We start from the raw sequence: 24,802 nt of genomic DNA, 5'->3' as shown, positions 1-24,802 counted from the left end.
ACTTCCCTACATACGTTTTCTTAATACGTGGAAGCTAAACTTATCAGCTCTAAAGTAATTAATAGAATATAAGATTGGCTCATCATTTTGATCATAGTGCATTTGTTTTAAAACTAGCAGTGCCGTTTCAGGTTCACATTCTAAAATCGGTGAAATTTTCGGGTGATAACCAATCGGTTCAATGTGAGCAACTGCGTATGTGATACGCTTGTGCGTATTATTATGTATTACTGTAAGCAGCGATTCCTCATTGTATCCCGATAAATCTGGTAATATCTCTTTTGCCAGTTTATCAATACAATATACAACTGGTTCCCCATCCGCTGTACGAACACGTTCAATCATTACTGCGCTAAAAGCATCTTCACAATTAAATTTCTCTTTTTCTTCTTCTGTTAAAGTTGTTGTAGATGATGATAAAAAGATTGTTCCTGGTGTTTTCCCCACACTAGAAATCATATCTGTAATACTAGAAAGTTGCTCTATTCCGGAAGAAAATAACGGCTTCGCATTTACAAATGTCCCTACACCATGTCTACGAATAACAACATTTTCTTCTTCTAAAATACGTAGTGCTTCCCTTAAAGTTGCCCTACTTACACCAAGTTCTTTCGCTAGATCAAACTCTGAAGGTAACTTTTGTTTTTCTTTGTAAGCCCCATCTTTAATTTTTCCTTTGATGTGATCAATCACCCGCAAATATAAGTGACGACTATCGGATTTTACTGACATAAGACTCCCCCGCATTTCAATTATTCGACCTCTGATGTAAGACTTCTTTTCTCTTTTTTCAACTTACAACATAGTATAAATTACTAAATACTAAAAATAAGCGTAATTATCGAATAAATATTAATAATTTTTCAAGATGAAATTTTCACACTTTATTCCATAAAAAAAACTTTGTACCATAAACATTTCTCATATAGAGAAAAAGTTCGGCACAAAGATTCCTTACATCCTTTGTTACACACTTTTCCCCTCATAGTCTAGCAATTCATGGTTGCCAGGTAGAAACTTATGGACCTTATCTCCAAGATTATATGAGGCAGTGATTCTTTTCGAAGTAATCTTACCACTTTCTCCCATATGTGTCAACAGATTTCAACATTTTTCTACATTAAATATCGAACGTTTTGAAAATCAAAACGATAAGCATTCGTATTCTAAAGGACCCTTAAAAATGTAAGCCCTTTCTTAGCCAGTGACTATAGTATATAACAAAAACAGCATATAAAAAAGCCTAATTGTAAAAACAATTAGGCTTTTTTTAAGAACTTTTTTCTTGCACATCTTTAATGAGTACTCCCCTTGGTTTACTACCTTCATAAGGGCCTACTACACCATTCATTTCCATGGCATCAATTAAACGAGCTGCTCGCGTATATCCTACTCTAAATCTACGTTGTAACATAGAAACAGATGCTGTTTGCATTTCTACTACAAGCTGAACCGCTTCATCGTATAATTCATCTTCTACTTCCTGCTTTGTTTCAGGAACATCTTGTGGAATCATATCCTCTTGATATTGCGCTTTTTGCTGCGCAATAACAGCTTCTACGACTCTCTCAACTTCATCATCTGATAAAAATGCCCCTTGTACACGAACAGGTTTCGATGCACCAATTGGTATGAATAACATATCTCCACGACCTAGCAACTTTTCTGCACCACCACCGTCAAGAATCGTTCGAGAATCTATTTGGGAAGATACAGCAAATGCAATACGCGATGGAATATTCGCTTTAATAACACCTGTGATAACATCAACTGACGGGCGCTGAGTCGCAATAATTAAATGAATACCAGCAGCACGTGCCATTTGCGCTAAACGCATAATCGCATCTTCTACATCCGAAGAAGCAACCATCATTAAATCAGCTAACTCGTCCACAATTACTACAATATATGGTAATTCAGGTTGTTTCGCTTCCGATTGGCTATTATGTTCTTTAATATAATCATTATATCCTTCAATGTTACGCGTACCGCTATGCGCGAATAATTCATAACGACGCTCCATTTCACTCACAACTTTCTTCAAAGCCTGTGATGCTTTTTTCGGATCAGTTACGACTGGTGTTAATAAGTGCGGAACACCGTTATATACATTTAACTCTACCATTTTCGGATCAATCATCATTAATTTTACTTCATGCGGTTTTGCACGCATTAAAATACTTACAATAATTCCATTAATACATACACTCTTTCCACTACCAGTCGCACCAGCTACTAATAAATGGGGCATTTTATTTAAACGTGCCAATACAGCCTCTCCTGTAACATCACGTCCAAGACCGATTAATAACTTCTCTTCTGGGTGGTTATTCGCCTTTGAATCAAGAACTTCTCTCAGCGTTACCATAGAAACTTCTGAATTCGGAACCTCAATCCCTACAGCTGATTTCCCGGGAATAGGTGCTTCAATACGAATGTCTTTCGCTGCTAAAGCAAGCGCTAAATCATCACTTAAACTAACAATTTTACTTACCTTTACTCCCATATCAGGATACACTTCATATTTCGTAACTGCAGGACCTCTATGTACTTTTGTTACTTTCGCTTTCACACCAAAACTTTGGAATGTACGTTCCAATTTACGAGCATTTTCATAAATTTCCGCATTTTCATTTGTAACTTGCTTATTTTGGGGAAACTTTAATATATCAAGCGAAGGAAGCTTATAATCTTTATTTTCCACATTAGAAAATTGCATAGGAGGTGCTTTCGTTTCACCTTCTAGCGATTCAACGATTTTTTCTCCTCGTTTCTTGTGAGGTTGTTCTTCTGGCGCAGGCGGAACTGCCTCTTCAATAAACGGAGGAGTGATTAAATCATTTTCTTCTATCTGCTTTTCCGTCTCTTCACGTACTGGATAATTCTCAGTAAAATTCGAAATAATTGGTGGACCAATTTCTATTTCTTCTACTGGCTCAATAGCTTCTTCTTGTTCAGCAACACGTTCACGCCTCTTGCTTCTTGTTGTTTTTTTCTTTTCAGTTTGCTCGGCGACCCTTTGAGATTTCCAATCTTTATAATCCCCTTGCATTACTTGAAACTGACTTCTAAGAATTCTCCCTACCGGAGCAAGTACTTCTCCAATATGTTTATTTGTTATACAAAGTATTCCAAGAATAACTAAAATAATTCCAATGATATATGCCCCTACTTCGTCAAATAAGAAGTAGCACGTTGCGAACATCAATGCACCGAACATACCACCACCTAAATGAACACTATCCGGGCCCTTTTTCATTTCAAGGAAGAAGTAATCTTTTGTACTAACAATTACAGAAGTATTTTGCACAGCTCCATCTTTCGTAAGCAGGTTAAATAATGTAATATGACTAAACATTAATATTGCTAGTACAATTAAATAAACACCTATTAGCCGTTTATTTAAAAGGTTGGGCCATCCCCGCTTTATTACAAACGCAACAGATAAAGCTATTACACCTAACACACCAATTATGTACCACTCACCAAAGAAGAAGCGAAAAAATAACACAAACGATTTCCCTACAACACCTAGCTGTAAAATCGTAATAATCGAAAGTGCAAAAAGAGTCAACCCGACGATTTCATAATACAAAGTTGGCTTTATCGTACGTCTTGCCTTAGCCTTCGTCCCTCTTTGCTTTTGTTTTGCCATTTCTTCACCTCGTGTTCTAGAAATTAAGTACAACTTTCTTATAAAAAAGATCTACTTACATGTCTTTCTCTCTATTTTTCAGGTCTTTATATCTTCTATTTTTACACTTCTTGTAAAATGTTAAATAAACAGAAGAAAGCAGCCTACTCATGGCTGCTCAACCGTCTTGTTTTTTATATTATACCATAGCTCCTAAACAAAATCCTTCTTTTTGCTAAAAGGTAATTTTCTGTCCAGGCTCAAACTCTAGGTAGTGAGACGGATTCGTACTTAATACACGTACAATAGAGTAACATTGATTATCCTCCTCAGAAACCACTAATTCCACGCCATTTATATTCACAACTTTTTGGCTTTCGCATTGTGAATAATCGGCCGGATACACAAGTTGCTCTGGCATAATTGTATATAAAATCATTGTAGCATTGTCCCTTCTGTACTATTATCCTTGCGTTCATCAATTAATTCGTTTAATTTTCGAAGTGCGCTACCAATACCACCGACACCATCTATAAGACCATACTTCACTGCATCTCCACCTATTACATTCGTCCCAATATCTCGCGTCAAATTCCCTTTTGCAAACATAAGCTCTTTAAAACGATCTTCCGTTACTTTCGAATGCTTTGTCACAAATCGAATGACTCTTTCTTGCATTTTATCCAAATACTCAAATGTTTGTGGCACACCTATAACAAGACCTGTTAAACGAATTGGATGAATTGTCATCGTCGCTGTTTCGGCAATAAATGAATAATCAGTTGAGACCGCAATCGGTACACCGATTGAATGCCCTCCTCCTAAAACAAGAGATACAGTTGGTTTTGAAAGCGAAGCCACCATTTCAGAAATCGCTAATCCAGCTTCAACGTCACCCCCAACTGTATTTAATATTAACAGTAAACCTTCAATTTTTGGATTTTGTTCAATCGCGACAATTTGCGGAATGATGTGTTCATATTTTGTTGTTTTATTTTGTGGTGGCAACTGAATATGACCTTCCACCTGCCCAACAATTGTTAAGCAATGAATACGCGATTCATTCATTTGTGGTACATTTGTCTGTCCAAGTTGCTGAATTTTCTCCACTATAGAAGCCTCTTTTGGAACTTCTTTCGGCTCAGCTTCTTTTTCTTCATTTGTATAACGATCACGTTCTGTCATATCGCATCCCCTTTCACTCGTATATAACTATTATTTCTTAAGTTATGAATTTCATTCGATAGGGTTAAAAAAGAAAAAGATCACCTGTAAAGGTGACCTTCTTTATACTTCCATAATAATCGGTAAAATCATTGGCTTTCTCTTCGTTTCTTCGTACAAGAACTGCCCTAATAATTCACGAATATTTTGTTTCAACATAGACCATTCAATTGTATATTCTTTAATTGATTGTTCAACAATCATACGTACAATATCTGTGGATCGTTCGATTAATGCTTCTGATTCACGAACATATACAAAGCCGCGTGAAATAATTTCTGGACCAGAGATTATTTTCTTTTCATCCTTACCAAGTGTTACAACAACAACTAAAATTCCATCTTGAGATAACATCTTTCTATCTCGAAGAACGATGTTACCGACGTCACCTACACCTAATCCATCAATTAAAACATTACCAGCTTGCACTTTACCAGCTAATTTTGCTTCATCGTCACCAAAAGCAATTACATCGCCTTTTTCTACGATAAAGATATTCTCTCTCGCAATACCTACATCTTCCGCTAAATACGCATGTGCTTTTTGCATACGGAACTCACCATGTACGGGTACAAAATACTTCGGCTTCATTAAATTTATCATCAGCTTTAATTCTTCTTGGCTACCATGACCTGAAACGTGAACTTTTCTTTCACCGTAATAAATAACCTCAGCACCAGATCTAAATAACAAGTCAATAATTTTTGATACAGATACTTCATTTCCTGGAATTGGAGAAGCTGCAATAATAACAGTATCACCTTTACGAATTGAAATTTGTTTATGAGCTTGTTTCGCCATTCTAGAAAGGGCTGCCATCGGTTCCCCTTGACTACCAGTCGTTAAGATAGCTACCTTTTTTTCCGGGAAATTGTCTATTTCTTGTAATGAAATAACCATACCTTCTGGAACATCTAAATAACCAAGACGTCTTGCAATATCTACCACTTTCACCATGCTACGTCCTACTACCGCTACTTTCCTTCCAGTTTCAGCAGCTGCATCAAACACTTGTTGAATACGATGTACATTGGAGGCAAATGAAGCAACAATAATACGTCCTTCTGAACTATAGAATACTTTAGAAATCTCTATACCAACTTCTTTTTCCGAACCTGTATAACCAGGACGTTCAGCGTTTGTACTATCAGATAACAAGCAAAGTACGCCTTCATTTCCAATTTGCGCCATTTTCCCAAGATCTGCTCCACTATTTCCGATTGGAGTTTGATCAAATTTAAAGTCTCCTGTATATACTACAGCACCTTTTGATGTATGGAAACAAACACCCACAGAATCCGGAATACTATGTGTCGTTCCGAAGAATGACACATTTGTTGAATTAAACTCTACTGTTGAATTCGAGTCAATTGTTTTTAAGTCTACACGGCCTAACATTCCTGCTTCGCCAAGCTTTTCTTGTATAAGTCCTACCGTTAATTTCGTCGCATATACTGGAATAGATAATTTACGAAGCACATAAACAATTCCACCAATATGATCTTCATGACCATGGGTAATAAATAGTCCTTTTACTCGCTCTTGATTTTCTACTAAATATGTAATGTCAGGAATAACAATATCAATCCCAAACATTTCATCTCCCGGGAACATCAATCCGGCATCTACAATAAAGATTTCAGAATCAATTTCAACACAGTACATGTTTTTTCCGATTTCACCTACTCCGCCAAGAGCAAATACTTTAACAGACTCATTCTCTTTTCTCTTCATGTTGTTGCCTGGTTTAAAAATCTTGCAAACACTGATTTCACTAAAATTGCAGAGACACCAGGGGAAACTCTACAACCACCATATATTCACCGTCCAAGACGAATGTCCTTACCGTTATGCGATATCATGTCCTTGTTAATTTTTTAAACCAGGTTTCACCTCTCTTTCATTATATAAATCAAATATCTTATTCGATATGATATGAAAATTTCATTAAATCTTAATTTTTACCAATTTTGCTAAGCATACCCGTACTAAGCTACTTAGCCATATTATAACTGATACAAGAAATAGAACACAAGTTAAATTATGCGAAAGACAAGAGAAGACACTAAAATGAGATTATAATTTAAGAGGGCAAAATTCATATCAGTTTTACTATTTTCCCTACGTAATAAGAGTTTGATGGAAAAATATTCATGTAAATTCTTTACATAAACATGAAACGATATTCACTAAAAAAATCTTATCTCTGTAATCAGTTTCTTACTAATTCTCCCCCCTGCCATCCCCTTCTTATTACAGCCTATTAACTATAGCTAATTTTCATCACTTACATATAGTTAGTCAAAATAAAAATGACCTAGTTTCACACTAGGTCATTTTTATTAACGAGGAATAGATTGCATTACGGATTGTAACGTTATTCTTTCTTCTTCCGTTAATGGAAGAAGTGGCAAACGTACAGAACCTACATCCAATCCCACCATTTGTAATGCTGTTTTTACTGGTGTTGGGCTCGGCGCCATAAATAGTGCATCCGTTACTTTTACTAGTAATTGATGTAATTTCTGCGCTTTTTTGAACTCTCCAGCTTGGAATGCAGCAATCATTTCTTGCATTTCATTCCCGATAACATGAGATGCTACAGAAACAATACCTTTTGCTCCAATTGCCATAGCTGGTAATGTTAAACCATCATCACCGCTGTATACTGCAAAGTCGTCCGCTGTTTTTTCAATGATTTCTGTCATTGTTAATACATCGCCGCCTGCATCTTTAATCGCAACAATGTTTTCTATTTCCGATAAACGAACAACTGTATCAACGGAGATTTGTACAATAGATCGTCCTGGAACATTATATAGCATTACCGGAAGCAGAGTGCTTTCAGCGATTGTTTTAAAGTGCTGGTACATCCCTTCTTGACTCGGTTTATTATAATACGGTGCCACTAGCATAACTGCATCAACACCAACTTCAGTTGCCTTTTTTGTTAAATCGACAGAAGCATGCGTATTATTGCTACCTGTTCCAGCGATGACGGGCACCCTTTTATCGACAACAGATACGACATGGCGATATAACGCTACTTTTTCTTCTGATGTTAATGTAGGAGATTCTCCAGTCGTCCCTCCTACCACGATTGCTGTTGTACCGTTATCAATTAAATAATTTACCAATTTCGTTGTCTTTGCAAAATCGATATTACCATTTTTATCAAACGGTGTTACCATCGCGGTTGCAATTGTCCCAAAATCTATCATGATCTCACTCCTTATTGTTCCAGTTGCTTTTCTTTTGAAAGCTCAAATGCACTATGTAATGCATTCACAGCCTCCACTAAATCGGCTTCTTTTACAAGAACCCAAATTGTCGTATGACTATCTGCTGATTGCAGAATTTGAATACCTTTTTCCGCTAAAGCTGTGACAATTTTCGCTGTAACCCCTGGAATACCTGCCATTCCAGCACCAACGATAGAAACCTTCGCACAATGCTCTGTCACCACTGGATCATATCCAAGGTGCTTTAAAACCTCAACTGCACGCGCTGATACACTATCCTTTACTGTGTAAGCTACACCAGTAGGAGAAATGTTAATTAAGTCCACACTAATCCCTTCATTAGCCATTTCTTTAAACACGTGTTGTTGTAAATCATATGCAGTTTCTTTTGCAAGCACTTTAATTTGCGTTACGTTTGACACATGGGCAATCCCTGTAACAGGACGTTCTTCTACATCCTGCCCTTTTGTAGCACCATCATATGCCGCAATAAGCGTACCTTCACTATCAGAATACGTAGAACGTACACGAAGTGGTACTTTTGCATGCATCGCAATTTCAACCGCACGCGGATGAACAACTTTCGCACCCTGATAAGCCATGTTACAAATCTCGTTATATGTTACAGTTTGAAGATGACGTGCATCTTTTACGATACGAGGATCCGCAGTCATAACACCTTCAACATCTGTGAAGATATCGATATATTCAGCATGAAGCGCAACACCTAATGCTGAAGCTGAGGTATCACTACCTCCGCGTCCAAGTGTTGTCGTATCTCCATTTTTCGTTTGACCTTGGAATCCAGTCACGACGATAACATCTACATTTTGTAACTCTTCATGTATACGATCGCAATTCATTTCAATAATCTTAGCATTCGTAAAGTCATTATTCGTTACAAAACCAGCTTGCGCACCATTTAATGCTGCTGCTTTTATACCATTCTCATTCAACATGTTAGAGAAAACAATTGCTGAGATTAATTCTCCGCATGATAATAATAAATCTTGCTCACGTTTAGAAATATTAGGTTCCTCTTGATTTACAAGACTTAATAACGTATCAGTTGCATACGGTTCACCTTTACGGCCCATTGCTGATACAACAGTAACTACTTTATAACCAGCAGCTAACGATTTTTTTATATGGTGAAGCGCATGCTTGCGCCCATTGTCATCACGTACTGATGTACCACCAAATTTTTGAACAATAATTTTCATATTTTGCACCTTCTCTTAGCCGTTTACACTAATTGTAATTTTACTAAGCGCTCTGCAATTTGAACAGAATTCCATGCAGCGCCTTTTAATAAGTTATCAGATACGACCCAAAGGTGGAATCCTTTATCATTATTTAAATCTTTACGGATTCTTCCAACGAATACTTCATTTTTACCTACTGCAGTAGCTGGCATTGGATATAACTGCTCTGCTGGATTATCTTGCAGTACAATACCTTCTGCATTTGCAAGTAAGTTTTTCATTTCTTCTACTGTTACGCCTTCTTTATCTACTTCAATGTACACAGACTCGGAATGACCCGATACAACTGGTAAACGTACACATGTCGCAGCTACTTCTAATTCAGGCATATGCATAATTTTTTTCGTTTCATTAATCATTTTCATTTCTTCGAATGTAAATCCATTATCTTGGAATTTATCAATCTGTGGAATAGCATTAAAAGCGATTTGAAAATGCTTTTCGTCACCTGATACAGGTAAAACATTCGCCTTTACTTCTTCGCCATTTAAGATTGCTTGTGATTGTTCATGAAGTTCTTCAATAGCTGCCGCACCAGCACCTGATACAGCTTGATATGTGGAAACGATTACTCGTTTTAAACCATATTGCTGACGAACTGGTTCAAGAGCTACTACCATTTGAATTGTAGAACAGTTTGGATTTGCAATAATACCATTATGTTCTTTTAAATCATTTTCATTTACTTCAGGTACAACAAGTGGCACGTTTTCTGTCATACGGAATGCACTTGTATTATCAACAACAATTGCACCGCGCTTTGCTGCTTCTGGCGCTAATTGTTTCGATACAGATCCACCTGCACTAAATAGTGCAATATCTACTCCTTCAAAACTTTCAGGAGTTGCCTCTTGAACTGTAAATTCTTCGCCTTTAAATACAAGTTTCTTACCTGCAGATCGTTTAGATGAAAGTAACGTTAACTTCCCAATTGGAAATTCTCGCTTCTCTAAAGTATTTAACATTTGTTCACCAACTGCGCCGGTTGCTCCAACTACAGCGACATGAAAAGTTTTTTGCTTTTCCATCACTATGCCCCTTTCTAGATACCAATCCTTCTATAACTTAGAATTAGAAGGAGCTTACAATGCCCCCTCTAATCTTAATAACGTTAATTTTATCATATTCTACAGTAAGAATGATGGTTTCAACAAAAATTGTACGTTTTTTTCGTTTTTTAATTCATATATCTGAATTTTTCTACAACAACAGGTTGTAATTGTTTTCCTTGTAGCGCTTCCAATACTGTATCTTCAAGTAACTCCATACGAGCTACCATTGAGTTCGGTTTTTTCTCTGGTGCATCTTGGCCAAATGGTACGAAGTAGATATCTTTTGTAGCCATTAGGCGCATGAGATTTACTCCATTAAGCCCTAAAGCATCATTCGTCGAAACAGCCAATACGACAGGCTTCCCATTTCTAAGCGTCGCTTTTGCTGCCATTAATACTGGAGAGTCTGTCATTGCATTTGCAAATTTACTCATCGAATTCCCTGTTAGTGGTGCAATCACCATGCAATCTAGTGGAATTTTCGGTCCTAGTGGCTCTGCGCCAACGATTGAATTAATTGCCTTAAAACCGGTTATTTCTTCGATCTTTTTAATCCATTCTTCCCCTTCGCCAAATCTAGTATTTGTTGATTGGACAGTATAAGAAACAACGGGACGTACTTCTGCACCTTCTGCAATTAACTTCTTTAAATGTGGCATAACTTCTTCATACGTACAATGTGACCCTGTAAATCCGAAACCAATTCGTTTTCCCTTCAAACTCATTTCTCATCATCCTCCTTTGCGATTGCATCTGCTATTAATAACTGAGAAAGAACATTCGCTAATATTTGTCCTGCTGTTTTCGGTGCAACAATCCCAGGAAGACCAGGTGCTAATAGTGCCTTCACTCCACGCTTCTCCGCATAGCGAAAGTCCGTGCCACCTGGCTTAGAAGCTAAATCAATAACTAGCGTATGAGCTGGCATTTTTGAAATAACATTCGCTGTCACAACGAGATGCGGAATTGTATTAATAACAATATCGCTATTACCTACTTCTTTCTCTATGTCTTGCATATGAAAAGGAGAAAACATCATTTCTGTAATACGAGCAATATGTTCCGAACGTCTCGCTCCAACTTTGACATGTGCTCCTAATGATTGAAAGGCTCTTGCAACACTCATACCAGTTCTACCAAATCCTAAAACCATTACATTCGATCCATGAATTGTGTAATCAGTATGTTGAATAACCATCATTAGTGTACCTTCTACGGTCGGAATAGAGTTATAGATTGCAACATCATCACGATCAAATAATTTTACAAGTTTGCGATTTGTAGTAGCTACGAGATTTTCCAAGTAAGGTGTACCAATACCTGAATATATAGTGAAGTTTTCTGGCGTCTTTTCAATTTGTTCTTTCGTTATGGAAACTTTCTCATTTGAAAAAATAGTATCTACTTCTCCTCTGGCATTCGTCCCTGCAACCGGCAAAATAATTGCATCTAAAGAAGTGAAATTTAAATCTTGTATACTTTCCTTTGCTGCCCCTGTGAAGCCATGATCTAACTGTTCAAACCCTATTAATGAAAGTTTCGCGTCCAGTTCGACTAGCTTGCGAATTACTTCTAGCTGCCGTGCATCTCCTCCTATGACAGCAATATGCATCTCAGTCAACATTCCCTAATTCACCTTCTTTTTCTTTCATTTATAAGAAAAATGCCTACTTTTTCTTTTTCCTCCACATCATATGTAATGTACGAGTTTGAGGTGATTGAAAAACAAAAAGCACACGTGATTTATCTTCTTTATATAAAGATAAAAAAAGACAACCAAAATGGTCATCTTTCACTATGATCTTGAATGGTTCGTAAGATCGCAAAGTATCATATCATTTCCAACCTTCTTTATTTTGCTCCATTCTACTCTCACTTCTTGCTGTTCTCTTTTAAAACCTCCCCATTTCCCAGCAGGTATAATAAGCGCTTGTATTTTTCCATCTCTCTCATCAATTTCTAAATCTGCATGACCTAAAACTCCCATTTTTTCTGCTCTTTCTAAATCCACAATCTCTTTGCCACTTAATTCACTTAAACGCATTAAATCTCCCCCTATCCTACTTTTTATGAAGGTTATCCTATAATAAGTACCTATTCTGCATATATAAAAAAATAACCGTATCTCATATAAAAGAGATACGGTTATTTCCGAAAGCGAATGAATTACAAGATCGATTAAAGTTTCATTCCTTTTGGCAGTTTTCCATCTGGACTAATAAGTGCCGCAGAGAATTCATCGGTAAACATATTGCGAATTAACTCGTCTACATTTTGCTTTGTTACAGTGTTTACACTTTCAATAATCTCATCAAGAGAACGATGTTTACGAAGAAGCAATTCGTTTTTACCATTACGGCTCATACGACTATTCGTACTTTCTAAACTTAACATTAAGTTTCCTTTTAATTGTTCTTTACTATTAACAAGCTCTTTTTCTGTAATACCTGTATTTTTCAACGTATTTAACGTTTCTTGCATTGTTTCATACAGTGTATCTAATTGTTTACTACCTGTTCCACCGTAAAGTGTTAACATTCCTGTATCTTCATAAGAAGAGTGATAAGAGAATACTGAGTACGCCAATCCACGTTGCTCACGTACTTCTTGGAATAAACGGCTACTCATACTACCGCCTAAAACATTATTTAATACAATTAAGTTATAAATATCTTCGTGTCCCATTTGCAAGCCTTTATATCCTAAACATAAATGAGCTTGTTCTGTTTCCTTCTTACGTGCTACTTTATTGAAATGGAAGATTGGGCTATGTACTTGTTCACGATTTGTTGTCCCTTCGTAACTACCGAAATATTGCTCTACAGTTTGTAAAAATGCTTCATCAATATTCCCTGCAATTGATACAACAACATTTTCAGGTGTGTAATGATCTTTCATATATTGACGTAACGTATCACCTGTAAATGTTTCAAGCGTTTCTTCTGTTCCTAAAATAGGATATCCAAGCGGATGCGTTTCATATGTTGCTTTCGTTAACATATCATGCACAATATCATCTGGCGCATCTTCGTACATTTTTATTTCTTCACATACAACATTCTTCTCTTTTTTCAGTTCTTCCTCATCAAATGTTGAATTAAAGAACATATCTGCTAAAACATCTAATGCATATTTAGCATGCTCATCTAGCACTTTCGCATAGTAACATGTATATTCTTTTGAAGTAAAAGCATTTACTTGTCCACCAATGCTATCAAATGATTCTGCAATCTCTCTTGCACTTCGCGTTTCTGTCCCTTTAAAGAACATATGTTCCAAAAAGTGCGAAACCCCATTATTTTTTTCATTTTCATTTCTTGAACCTGCGTGGATCCATATACCAATTGCAACCGAGCGTACAGTTGGTATATTCTCCATAACAATTCTTACACCATTTTTACACGTATATTTTTTAATCAAAAACTTTCCTCCTAATGCCAGTTTCTCTAAATAATTGCTATTATTTAATGATAACAAGTTTAGAGATGAATGTCATGCAAATGTATTTAATCCACACGTTTTTCATCTAGTAATTCTGTAATATTCCCCACTTTATATCCTTGTTCCTTTAAATTTTTAATCATAGTATCTAGCGCTTCTGTTGTAGATGAAGTAGGATGCATTAGTACAATAGCACCTGGATGTATTTTTCGCATTACTCTCTGCAATAGCACACCCGGTTCTGGCCGCCTCCAATCAATTGTATCTACAGTCCACATAATCGTCCCCATTTGGAAATCATCCGCTATTTTTACTACCTCATCCCGAAAGCTTCCACTTGGCGGAGCAAACCATCTCACTTTCTGATTTGTAGCTGCTTCTATCATTCGATTCGTTTTTTGTAATTGATCTCGTATTTCATCTGTAGACAGCGTTTTCATATTAGGGTGTGTGTAAGAATGATTTCCTACTTCTTGATTTGCATCGACAATCATTTTGGCAAATCGTAAGTTTTCTTTCACCCAGCGTCCTTCTAAAAAGAAAGTCGCCTTCACATCATGTTTTTTCAATATCTCTAATATACGTGGCAAATACTCATTACCCCAGGCCACATTAATTGTTAATCCCACCATCTTTTTATTTGGATGTCCTCGATAAATGGGAGCTGGTGGTAAATCTTCTAAGTGAACACTCGGTGATACTTCCTTAAATTCAAGTTGTTTTTGATCAAACTTCTTGATTTTCTTCATATTATTATAGGACGCTTCTATATCCACTTGTTTTCCATTATACCCAGGCGTCGCCTTCCAAATCTTATCAATCATCGCATTTTGCGGCATAATCTCGTACTGTTTTACATGCTTTTGAATCTCTTCATGCAAGTTATCCTGCGCAAAAACGGAATAAGAGCCACAACCCATATATAAAGAAAATATAAATATGTACGCTAATATACGAGCTTTCATATAAACCCTCCCATTAACTATAAAAAAGAAACCATTTTCTTCTTATCTTTGTTAATTTGAGCGTTATGATGAAAACTATACCTATACTCACATAAAAATCTAAATGAATCACATTTTTTACATAACAAAAAAAGCCAGCTAAACTGGCTTTCACTTATTGTTGCTCTTGTGCGTTTTCTTCTTTAGCTGCTTCTTCTTTAGCTGCTTCTTCTTTAGCTGCTTCTTTTTCTTGCTCTTCTTTTAGCAATACTTTTCTAGATAAGTTTACACGACCTTGTTTGTCAATCTCGATAACTTTAACTGAAATCTCATCACCGATTTTCACAACGTCTTCTACCTTACCTACACGCTCAAGTGCAAGTTCAGAAATGTGAACAAGTCCATCTTTACCGCTAAACAATTCAACGAACGCACCGAATTTTTCAACGCGTTTAACTTTTCCTAAGTAGATTTCGCCTACTTGTACTTCGCGAACGATATCTTCGATAATTTTCTTCGCTTTTTCATTCATCTCTTGATTAATTGATGAAATGAATACTGTACCATCTTGCTCGATGTCAATTTTAACGCCAGTTTCTTCAATGATTTTATTGATCTGTTTACCACTTGGTCCAATAACATCACGAATTTTATCTGGGTTAATTGCCATTGTAATAATCTTCGGAGCATACGCAGATAACTCAATGCGAGGTTCAGCGATAACAGATAACATGTGATTTAGAATGTGCATACGACCAACTTTCGCTTGTTGTAATGCTTCTTCTAAAATCTCACGAGATAAACCATCGATTTTAATGTCCATTTGTAGTGCAGTTACACCTTTTGCAGTACCTGCTACTTTAAAGTCCATATCACCTAAATGGTCTTCCATTCCTTGAATATCTGTTAAAATTGTATAATGCTCACCAGATTTCACTAGACCCATTGCAATACCAGCAACTGGTGCTTTAAGTGGTACACCCGCATCCATCATCGCTAATGTACTACCGCAAATACTCGCTTGTGAAGTAGAACCATTTGACTCTAATACTTCAGATACAAGACGAACTGTATATGGGAAATCCTTTTCAGATGGAAGTACAGGTTCAAGAGCACGTTCTCCTAGTGCTCCGTGACCAATTTCACGACGACCCGGTCCACGCATTGGTCTTGTTTCACCAACACTAAATGAAGGGAAATTATAATGGTGCATAAAGCGTTTTGACTCTTCTACACCTAGACCATCTAAAATTTGCACATCGCCTAATGCACCTAATGTACAAATACTTAATGCTTGCGTTTGTCCACGTGTGAATAGACCAGAACCATGTGTACGAGATAAAATGCCAACCTCTGATGCTAAAGGACGAATTTCGTCACCTTTACGACCATCTGGGCGGATTTTTTCAACTGTAATAAGACGACGTACTTCTTCTTTTACAATTTTATATAAAATCTCACTTACTTGTCCTAATGTATCAGCATCAGCTTCCTCAGCTTCGTAATGCTCAATTACACGCTTTTTCACTACGCTAATTGCATCTTCACGTGCATGTTTTTCGTGCACTTGAATTGCAGAATGCATATCTGTCTCAGCCATTTCACGTACAGCTTGGTTCAAATCAGCATCCACTTCATAAAGTTTCACTGCTGTTTTCTCTTTACCGACAGCTTGTACAATCTCTTCTTGGAATGCAATTAGACGTTTAATTTCATCGTGTCCAAACATAATTGCTTCTAACATTGTTTCTTCAGGTACTTGATCCGCTCCTGCTTCAACCATGTTAATTGCATCTTTCGTACCAGCTACAACAAGGTGCATATCACTTTGTTCTTGCTGTTCTACTGTTGGATTAATAACGAACTCGCCATTAATACGACCAACTGTCGCACCTGCGATTGGACCTTCAAATGGAATATCTGAAATAGATAATGCTAATGAAGAACCAAGCATAGCTGCCATTTCAGAAGAACAGTCTTGATCAACACTCATTACGATGCTGACAACTTGTACTTCATTACGGAAACCATCTGCGAAAAGTGGACGGATTGGACGGTCAATTAAACGACTTGCTAAAATTGCTTTTTCACTTGGACGGCCTTCGCGCTTAATAAAACCGCCTGGGATTTTTCCAACTGCATATAAACGCTCTTCATAGTTTACTGTAAGCGGGAAGAAATCTACATTTTTTGGCTCTTTTGATGCAGTTGCTGTAGATAGAACTGCTGTGTCGCCGTATCTTACTAATACTGCTCCGTTTGCTTGTTTTGCAAGCTGACTTGTTTCAATTGTTAGCTGACGACCAGCTAAATCTATCGAGAAGACTTGCTTTTCCTGACTCATTTAAGTACCCCTCTCAATTTAAAATATTCAATTCTTCTATGTAAATGGATAGTATATCATAATATTCTTTCCTCTAGTATTGCCGAAAATTAAGTAAGCTATAAAGAGTAGAAGATATATTTTTACCTAACAAAAAAGCGGGAATATTCCCGCTTCTTTGACTATCGACGTAAGCCAAGCTTTGTGATTAATTCACGGTAACGTGTGATATCGCTATTACGAAGGTAAGTAAGTAAGTTACGACGTTTACCAACCATCTTTAATAGACCACGACGTGAATGATGATCCTTCTTGTGAGTACGTAAGTGCTCGTTTAGAGTGTTAATTTGCTCCGTTAGGACAGCAATTTGAACCTCTGGAGAACCAGTATCAGTCTCATGAGTTCTAAATTGTGCAATGATTTCATTTTTACGCTCTTGTGTTAAAGCCATCCTATTTCACCTCCTATTAATTAAACCCCCAGTTACCTAGCAAGCATCGGTGAGTCGCAATGCCAAGTAATGGTTGTCATAAAGTACATAACATAGAATACTACTTTTCATTTGAAAAAGCAAGTATATTCTTTACGCTCGCAAAATATTCTTGGGCAACCTTTTTATCTTGAGCGATTTGAGCAACTAACTCATCAATTCCATTAAACTTTTTTTCTTCTCTTATACGCATGTGCCATTCCACTGTAACACTTTGATCGTATATGTCTTTATTAAATTCAAATAAATGCACTTCAATAGATAATTGACGCTCATTCTCTTTGAAAGTTGGTTTATATCCGATATTACATACACCATCATGCCATTCATCATGAACCTTCAATCTTACCGCATATACACCTACAGGTGGCAACAAATATTCATCACTTAAACCTACATTTGCAGTTGGGAAACCAATTTGACGTCCACGCTTATCACCGTGTACAACTGTTCCTTCTACCGTGTAAGCTCTCCCTAAAATAGATGGAATTTGTTCCATTTCACCGTTTCGAATTAACTTTCGTAATGAAGTAGAACTTACTTTTTCTTCTTGATATTCAACTTTTTCGATCACGGTCTGTGTAAACTCCCCTCTTGCATGAAATGGTAAAGTCTCCATCTTCCCTTTTCCTAAACGTCCATATGAATAATCAAAGCCTGCTACTACATGCTTTACATTTAAACCAATAATATACTCATCGACAAACTGCTGTGGTAATAATCCAGCAAATGGCTCATCGAATTTCACCACATATAAGATATCAATTCCTAAACTTGCGATGATTTCTTCTTTAAGGCGCATCGGTGTAATATACTCCACATGCGCTTCTTTTTTTCCTAATACAACAGATGGGTGTGGATGGAACGTCATGACAGCACTTTTACATCCTCTTTCATCCGCTATTTTTTTCGCTGTTCGAATCACACGTTGATGTCCTAAATGAATGCCATCAAAATATCCTAATGCCATTACAGTAGGTGGTAATTCTATTTTATTTTGTTCATGTGGATGAGCTAAATGAATAAGTTTCACGCTTGAATTCACCTTTTTCTGTAATAATCCTTCCAATAATTCATTATAGCTTTAGTTCTTGATTATTCACAAGTACTTTCATTGGCTTTAGCATTCCAGGGTGTTTTGGGTGATGCTCATAAATTGCTAAGCAACGATCATTTTTATCAAATACTGTAATAAATGGTGCTGTTGTTTCTAATTCATTGTTTAAGAACATACCGTTCTTTATTTTTTCAGCTTGCTTTTCATCTACAACCATTTTTGGAAACTTACTTAGCGCCTCATCAATTGAGATGAAAATAGACTCTACTGTTCCATTTTGCACGTTTTCTTCAATTTCTTCAAATGATATGCAATCTTCTAGTAAAAATTCACCAGATGCTGTTCTTACAAGGTGAGACATATGTGATGGAAATCCAATTTTTTCACCTATCATTACTGCTAGTGTTCTTACATATGTTCCTTTACTACACGTTACACGGAAACGAAATGAAATATTTTCCCCTTCAAAAACTTCACGTTCATCAAGTAATACAAATTCATGAATTGTAATTGTACGAACTGGACGTTCAACTTCTTGTCCTGCCCTTGCATATTCGTATAGTTTTTTCCCGTTAACTTTTACAGCTGAGAACATCGGCGGTATTTGTTCAATTGTCCCTGTTAATTCCACTAGTACCTCTTCTACTTCTTTACGTGTAATGACACGATTTACATCTTGTTTCTCCACAACTTCACCAGAAGCATCTTCTGTTGTTGTTGAAAATCCTAATGTCACTTCACCTTCGTATGTTTTTGTTTCACTTGTTAAAAATTGCGCAATTTTTGTTGCACGCCCAACGCAAATAGGTAATACTCCTGTTACATCTGGATCCAGTGTCCCTGTATGACCAATTCGTTTCTCACGCAATATCTTTCTTAATTTGAACACACAATCATGTGATGTCATTCCCTTTGGCTTATGTAATAATACTACACCTTCCATATACTCACCTCATCATTATTCTTTTGTAGTAATTGCAATTATGCAAAACTTATTTTACATTGAAAAAATGGATAGACAAATGTCTATCCATTATTCTTCACGTTTACCGTCTTTATTAATTTCATGTAAAAGTGTATCAATTCGATGACCATATCCGATAGACTCATCAAACTCAAAGGTAATTTCTGGTGTTTTACGAAGACGAATACGTTGGCCAATTTCTGAACGAATAAAGCCTTTTGCCTTCGCTAAACCTTTTAATGTATTTTCTTTCTGTTCTTCGTCACCTAAAACAGAAATGTATACTTTAGCAATTTGTAAATCTCCACTCACTTGTACATCTGTTACTGTAACAAATCCAATACGTGGGTCTTTAATTTTACGACTGATAATGTCGCCTAATTCTTTTTTCATTTGCTCGCCCACACGGTTCGCACGTAATTTCATAACTCTTCACCTCATTCAATACCATTCAAAATGTGTTATCGTACGTTCAATTTCAGGAAATGAATCGATATACTCAAGTACACGATTCATTTCTTTTTCACAGACAACACGATTTGAGGATACGGAAACAATTGCAATTTCTGTACGTTGCCATACATCTTGATGCCCAACTTCAGAAACAGCTACATTATAGCGCTGTTTCACACGAGTTAACACACGTTGCAAAATTGCTCGTTTCTCTTTTAAAGAATGCACATCGTAAATCATACACTCGAATGAGAGTGAAGCGATAATCATCGCTTCACTTCTTCCATAACGTATGCTTCAATGATGTCCCCTTCTTTAAGATCATTATATCTCTCAATTGTAATACCACACTCATAGTTTTGTGCAACTTCTTTTACGTCGTCTTTAAAACGTTTTAACGTATCAAGTTTTCCTTCGAAGACTACTACGCCATCACGGATAATACGAACGCCACTATCACGTGTAATTTTACCGTCTATTACGTAACAACCTGCGATTGTTCCAACTTTTGTTACTTTGAATGTTTGACGAACTTCCGCTTGACCGATTACTTTTTCTTCGAATTCTGGATCCAGCATACCTTGCATTGCTGATTCAATTTCTTCGATTACTTTATAGATAATACGGTGTAAACGAACATCAACTTTCTCTAATTCAGCTGTACGCTTCGCATTCACATCAGGGCGTACGTTAAATCCAATTACAATTGCATTAGATGCAGAAGCTAAAATAATATCAGATTCTGTAATCGCACCTACGCCTGTATGGATAATTTTTACTTTTACGCCTTCAACATCAATTTTACGAAGTGATGCTGCCATTGCTTCTACAGAACCTTGTACGTCTGCTTTCACAATTAAGTTAATTTCTTTTACATCGCCCTCTTGGATTTGTTGGAATAAATCTTCCAGGCTGAATTTAGATTTCTCACCACGTTGTGCAACTAACGCTTCTTGTGCACGTGATTCACCAATTTGACGAGCTTTCTTCTCATCAGCGAATGCCATGAAACGATCTCCCGCTTGTGGCACTTCATTTAAACCTGTAATTTCAACAGGAGTTGATGGACCAGCAACTTTTACACGACGACCAATATCACTTACCATTGCACGAACACGACCGAATGATGTTCCAACAACAATTGGATCTCCAACTCGAAGTGTACCGTTTTGAACAAGTAATGTCGCGATAGTTCCTTTACCTTTATCAAGCTGTGCTTCAATTACAGTACCAGCTGCATAGCGATTTGGATTTGCTTTATATTCTTCTACTTCACTCACAAGAAGGATCATTTCTAGTAAGTTGTCAATTCCCTCGCCTTGAATTGCAGAAATTGGTACGAAAATCGTGTCTCCGCCCCAAGCTTCTGGAACTAATTCATATTCTGTTAATTCTTGCATTACACGATCAGGATTTGCCGCTGGTTTATCCATTTTATTCACAGCAACAATAATTGGTACTCCAGCTGCTTTCGCATGGCTAATCGCTTCAACTGTTTGTGGCATAACACCGTCATCAGCTGCAACAACAAGAATTGTAATATCTGTTACTTGTGCACCACGAGCACGCATTGTTGTAAATGCCGCGTGACCTGGTGTATCTAAGAACGTAATTTTCTTATCATTTACATCAACTTGGTATGCACCGATATGCTGAGTAATTCCACCAGCTTCGCCAGCAGTTACTTTTGAATTACGGATAGAGTCAAGCAATGTTGTTTTACCATGGTCAACGTGTCCCATAATTGTAACAACAGCTGGACGTTCTTTTAAGTTTTCTTCATCATCTTGCTCATCGATGAATGTTTCAAATTCAGTTTCACTTACAACTACTTCTTCTTCTACTTCAATACCGTAATCAGTAGCAATTAACTCAATTGTATCTTTATCTAAGTCTTGGTTAATTGTCGCCATAATTCCTAGCATGAAGAGCTTTTTAATAATTTCAGATGGCTCTTTGCTTAACTTTTTAGCAAGGTCACCTACTGTAAGGCTTCCAGAGAAAGTGATTTTATCTGGTGTTTCTACTATTGGTGTTTGTTGTCTTCCAGCAAAGTTATCTTGACGTTTATCTTCATTTGCTTTGCCTTTTTTCTTATTCTTATTGCTGTTCTTTTTACTGCGAACAACTTTCTCTTCTACTTCAAACTCATCTGCAACAGAAGGTTTTTCCGCTCCAGCGCTATATTGATTATCTAATTTGTTTACTACTTCATCTTCTAACATTGTCATATGATTCGAAACCTCGATATTCATCTCTTTTAGTTTTGTCATAAGATCTTTACTTGAGATATTATTTTTTTTTGCATATTCATGTACTCGAATTTTACTCATACCTTCACCCCCGGTAATTTGTATCGAGCATGCTACGTAGCTTTTTCGCAAAGCCTTCATCTAAAACAGCTACAACGACTCGCTCGTCTCTCCCAATCGCATGCCCTAATTGTTGTCGATTTTCGACTTTTCTCATTGGTATGTTGTAGTACGTGGTTTTATCAATGATACGTTTTGTAGTGTTCGCTGACGCATCTTCAGAAAGCAATACTAGCTTTGCTTTGCCACTTCGTACTTCTTTTAAAACGAGTTCTTCACCCGAAATAAGTTTTCGAGCGCGGTTTGCTAGTCCTAAAAATGATTTCCAATCAGACACTTATTTCGACTCCTTCTCAACAAGCTCAAGAAGCTCTTCGTACAGAGAACTGTCGATTTTCGCTTTTAGATGATGTTCCAAAATATTTTTCTTTTGGGCTTGAATAATGCTTTCTTTATCTTTTGATAAATATGCACCTCGTCCTGATTTTTTTCCTGATAAATCAATAGACACTTCGCCCTCTTTGGAACGAACAATGCGAACTAGCTCTCGTTTTGATTTCATCTCTTGCGTCGCAATACATTTTCGTAACGGAACTTTTCGATTGCTCATACTCATCACCTCTATTCGATTTCGTCTTCAGCTGAATCGAATCCGAATGCGATTACGCTATCTTCTTCTGTCACAATACCAAGTTGTTTCGCATCAGACTCACTTTTAATATCAATTTTCCAGCCTGTTAATTTAGCTGCAAGACGCGCATTTTGTCCACGCTTACCAATCGCTAATGAAAGCTGGTGGTCTGGAACAACAACAGTTGTTGCTTTCTCTGCTTCATCTACAAGTACTTTAACAACCTGTGATGGACTTAAAGCATTTGCAACATATTCAACTGGGTCATTCGACCAGCGAACGATGTCAATCTTTTCACCTTTTAGTTCATCTACAACGCGTTGTACACGTTGTCCTTTCGGTCCTACACAAGAACCTACTGGATCAACATCGATATTCTCTGCATATACAGAAATTTTAGAACGGTCGCCTGCTTCACGTGCTACAGAGCGAATTTCTACAGTTCCATCATAAATTTCTGGAACTTCCATTTCGAATAAACGTTTTAAAAGACCAGGATGTGTACGTGATACGTAAATTTGTGGTCCTTTTGTTGTCTTTTCTACTTTTGTAATAAATACGCGAATACGATCATGTGGTTTATATTGCTCATTTGGCATTTGCTCACTTACAGGTAATAAAGCTTCTACTTTACCTAAGCTTACATAGATGAAACGAGCATCTTGGCGCTGTACAATACCAACCATAATGTCTTCTTCACGATCACTAAATTCTGAATAAATTACACCACGTTCCGCCTCACGAACTCGTTGTGTTACAACTTGTTTTGCAGTTTGCGCTGCAATACGACCAAAATCTTTTGGCGTTACTTCAATTTCTAGTACGTCACCATCTTGGTAGTTTGGATTAATTTGTCTTGCCTCTTCTACAGAGATTTCAAGACGTGGATCAAACACATTATCTACAACGTCCTTACGTGCTAAAACTTGAATTGTTCCCACTTCTGGGTTAAAGCTCACACGAACGTTTTGTGCTTGGTTAAAATTGCGTTTATAAGCAGAGATTAATGCTGCTTCAATCGCATCAATAATAATATCTTTGCTAATACCTTTTTCTGACTCTAATACGAGCAAAGCATCTAACAACTCAGTGCTCATGAAGATCCCCCTTCTTACTAAAACGTAACAGCAAGTCGCGCATTTGCAACTTTATCCATTGGAATTTGGATTTCTTTTTTACGTGTTTTAATTGTTAATAGTAGTGTAATTGTATTACCGTCGTAGGAAAGTAGCTTTCCTTCAAACATCTTCTCACCATCAATCGGCTTATATGTTTTAATTGCCACTTGTTTTCCTACCGCTTGCTGGAAGTCTTTCTCTTTCTTCAATGGACGTTCCGCTCCAGGAGATGATACATCCAAAAAGTAAAGATGAGGAATTGGATCCTCTTTATCTAAAGCTTCGCTTAAACGTTCACTTACCGCACCGCATTCTTCAATTTCGACTCCCTTTTCAGAATCGATGAATACGCGTAAGAACCAGTCTTGTCCTTCTTGCACATACTCTACATCTACAAGTTCAAGATTTAACTCTTCAACGATTGGCTGCGCAAATGCTTCTACAATTTCTGTGACTTTCTTATCCATAAACAGCCTCCTTCCTGCCGCCATGTACCATTTACAAGAAAAGATCCCGTTCATAAAGACGGTCTATCTTATTCTTTCTCGTTAGCTAACAAAAGCCCCTGCCGTTAAGCAGGGAATATCTGTCTTAGTATTACCAAATTTAAGAAGTAAAACTTGTAACAAAATATGTATATACGACAGAAAT

At 36.9% G+C, this 24,802-nt stretch carries 24 protein-coding genes and 1 riboswitch; all 24 genes read right to left on the bottom strand.

All coding sequences use genetic code 11. The features are described from left to right. Window positions 1-6 precede the first annotated feature (6 nt). On the bottom strand, window positions 7-732 hold the full coding sequence (locus MHH66_RS07860; RefSeq protein ID WP_002088063.1) for a GntR family transcriptional regulator: 726 nt from the start codon (window positions 730-732) through the stop codon (window positions 7-9). A gap of 233 nt (window positions 733-965) precedes the next feature. Further along, window positions 966-1,067: riboswitch (purine riboswitch) on the bottom strand. Window positions 1,068-1,270: 203 nt separating this feature from the next. After that, window positions 1,271-3,655 (bottom strand): DNA translocase FtsK, encoded by a 2,385-nt coding sequence (locus tag MHH66_RS07855; RefSeq protein ID WP_033731189.1) that lies wholly within the window; start codon window positions 3,653-3,655, stop codon window positions 1,271-1,273. Window positions 3,656-3,869: 214 nt separating this feature from the next. After that, window positions 3,870-4,073 carry a YlzJ-like family protein gene (locus MHH66_RS07850; RefSeq protein WP_002088064.1) on the bottom strand — a complete coding sequence of 68 codons (204 nt, stop codon included), beginning with the start codon at window positions 4,071-4,073 and terminating at the stop codon, window positions 3,870-3,872. Then, window positions 4,070-4,819 (bottom strand): translocation-enhancing protein TepA, encoded by a 750-nt coding sequence (tepA, locus tag MHH66_RS07845; RefSeq protein WP_002014582.1) that lies wholly within the window; start codon window positions 4,817-4,819, stop codon window positions 4,070-4,072. Before tepA ends, MHH66_RS07850 begins: the two co-directional genes overlap by 4 nt. Before the next feature lie 102 nt (window positions 4,820-4,921). After that, window positions 4,922-6,592, bottom strand: a complete 1,671-nt coding sequence (locus tag MHH66_RS07840) for a ribonuclease J (protein WP_002014581.1) — start codon at window positions 6,590-6,592, stop codon at window positions 4,922-4,924. Between the two features lie 608 nt (window positions 6,593-7,200). Next, window positions 7,201-8,079 carry a 4-hydroxy-tetrahydrodipicolinate synthase gene (gene dapA, locus MHH66_RS07835; protein ID WP_078184335.1) on the bottom strand — a complete coding sequence of 293 codons (879 nt, stop codon included), beginning with the start codon at window positions 8,077-8,079 and terminating at the stop codon, window positions 7,201-7,203. Between the two features lie 11 nt (window positions 8,080-8,090). Beyond that, window positions 8,091-9,323 carry an aspartate kinase gene (gene dapG, locus MHH66_RS07830; RefSeq protein ID WP_033731191.1) on the bottom strand — a complete coding sequence of 411 codons (1,233 nt, stop codon included), beginning with the start codon at window positions 9,321-9,323 and terminating at the stop codon, window positions 8,091-8,093. Between the two features lie 23 nt (window positions 9,324-9,346). Continuing rightward, window positions 9,347-10,393, bottom strand: coding sequence for an aspartate-semialdehyde dehydrogenase (gene asd, locus MHH66_RS07825; RefSeq protein ID WP_002014577.1), 1,047 nt, complete (start codon window positions 10,391-10,393; stop codon window positions 9,347-9,349). A gap of 149 nt (window positions 10,394-10,542) precedes the next feature. Beyond that, window positions 10,543-11,142 carry a dipicolinate synthase subunit B gene (dpaB, locus tag MHH66_RS07820; RefSeq protein WP_078184336.1) on the bottom strand — a complete coding sequence of 200 codons (600 nt, stop codon included), beginning with the start codon at window positions 11,140-11,142 and terminating at the stop codon, window positions 10,543-10,545. Continuing rightward, window positions 11,139-12,041, bottom strand: coding sequence for a dipicolinic acid synthetase subunit A (gene dpaA, locus MHH66_RS07815; RefSeq protein ID WP_016096230.1), 903 nt, complete (start codon window positions 12,039-12,041; stop codon window positions 11,139-11,141). The genes dpaB and dpaA overlap by 4 nt, the downstream gene beginning before the upstream one ends. Window positions 12,042-12,212: 171 nt before the next feature. Further along, window positions 12,213-12,461, bottom strand: coding sequence for a YlmC/YmxH family sporulation protein (locus MHH66_RS07810; RefSeq protein WP_002014571.1), 249 nt, complete (start codon window positions 12,459-12,461; stop codon window positions 12,213-12,215). A gap of 134 nt (window positions 12,462-12,595) precedes the next feature. Beyond that, window positions 12,596-13,837 (bottom strand): M16 family metallopeptidase, encoded by a 1,242-nt coding sequence (locus MHH66_RS07805; RefSeq protein ID WP_002088150.1) that lies wholly within the window; start codon window positions 13,835-13,837, stop codon window positions 12,596-12,598. 86 nt (window positions 13,838-13,923) lie between these two features. Further along, window positions 13,924-14,823: a polysaccharide deacetylase family protein gene (locus MHH66_RS07800; protein ID WP_063219179.1), complete on the bottom strand. Its 900-nt coding sequence runs from the start codon at window positions 14,821-14,823 to the stop codon at window positions 13,924-13,926. 154 nt (window positions 14,824-14,977) lie between these two features. Beyond that, window positions 14,978-17,146 (bottom strand): polyribonucleotide nucleotidyltransferase, encoded by a 2,169-nt coding sequence (pnp, locus tag MHH66_RS07795; protein ID WP_002137924.1) that lies wholly within the window; start codon window positions 17,144-17,146, stop codon window positions 14,978-14,980. Between the two features lie 161 nt (window positions 17,147-17,307). Beyond that, window positions 17,308-17,577: a 30S ribosomal protein S15 gene (gene rpsO, locus MHH66_RS07790; protein ID WP_001229392.1), complete on the bottom strand. Its 270-nt coding sequence runs from the start codon at window positions 17,575-17,577 to the stop codon at window positions 17,308-17,310. A 100-nt stretch (window positions 17,578-17,677) separates the two neighbouring features. Continuing rightward, complete coding sequence (gene ribF, locus MHH66_RS07785) at window positions 17,678-18,649, bottom strand: bifunctional riboflavin kinase/FAD synthetase (protein ID WP_078184337.1); 972 nt, start codon at window positions 18,647-18,649, stop codon at window positions 17,678-17,680. 43 nt (window positions 18,650-18,692) lie between these two features. After that, window positions 18,693-19,616: a tRNA pseudouridine(55) synthase TruB gene (gene truB, locus MHH66_RS07780; protein ID WP_078184338.1), complete on the bottom strand. Its 924-nt coding sequence runs from the start codon at window positions 19,614-19,616 to the stop codon at window positions 18,693-18,695. 90 nt (window positions 19,617-19,706) lie between these two features. Then, window positions 19,707-20,063 carry a 30S ribosome-binding factor RbfA gene (gene rbfA, locus MHH66_RS07775; RefSeq protein ID WP_000776437.1) on the bottom strand — a complete coding sequence of 119 codons (357 nt, stop codon included), beginning with the start codon at window positions 20,061-20,063 and terminating at the stop codon, window positions 19,707-19,709. Window positions 20,064-20,078: 15 nt separating this feature from the next. Further along, window positions 20,079-20,360 (bottom strand): DUF503 domain-containing protein, encoded by a 282-nt coding sequence (locus MHH66_RS07770; RefSeq protein WP_063219178.1) that lies wholly within the window; start codon window positions 20,358-20,360, stop codon window positions 20,079-20,081. Then, window positions 20,357-22,423, bottom strand: coding sequence for a translation initiation factor IF-2 (gene infB / locus MHH66_RS07765; RefSeq protein ID WP_002014558.1), 2,067 nt, complete (start codon window positions 22,421-22,423; stop codon window positions 20,357-20,359). The genes MHH66_RS07770 and infB overlap by 4 nt, the downstream gene beginning before the upstream one ends. 4 nt (window positions 22,424-22,427) lie before the next feature. Continuing rightward, a complete protein-coding gene (locus MHH66_RS07760; protein ID WP_002033679.1) occupies window positions 22,428-22,739 on the bottom strand; it encodes a YlxQ family RNA-binding protein in 312 nt (103 codons plus the stop codon). Next, on the bottom strand, window positions 22,740-23,012 hold the full coding sequence (gene rnpM / locus MHH66_RS07755; RefSeq protein WP_002088161.1) for an RNase P modulator RnpM: 273 nt from the start codon (window positions 23,010-23,012) through the stop codon (window positions 22,740-22,742). It abuts the gene before it with no gap. Between the two features lie 11 nt (window positions 23,013-23,023). Further along, a complete protein-coding gene (gene nusA / locus MHH66_RS07750) occupies window positions 23,024-24,130 on the bottom strand; it encodes a transcription termination factor NusA (protein WP_002014554.1) in 1,107 nt (368 codons plus the stop codon). Window positions 24,131-24,147: 17 nt separating this feature from the next. Further along, a complete protein-coding gene (rimP, locus tag MHH66_RS07745) occupies window positions 24,148-24,618 on the bottom strand; it encodes a ribosome maturation factor RimP (protein WP_002088165.1) in 471 nt (156 codons plus the stop codon). Window positions 24,619-24,802: the final 184 nt, after the last annotated feature.

Source organism: Bacillus sp. FSL H8-0492, assembly GCF_038006145.1.
Classification (GTDB): domain Bacteria; phylum Bacillota; class Bacilli; order Bacillales; family Bacillaceae_G; genus Bacillus_A; species Bacillus_A mycoides.
Note: the sequence above shows the minus strand (reverse complement) of the source record. Positions and strands in the feature narration are given on the sequence as shown.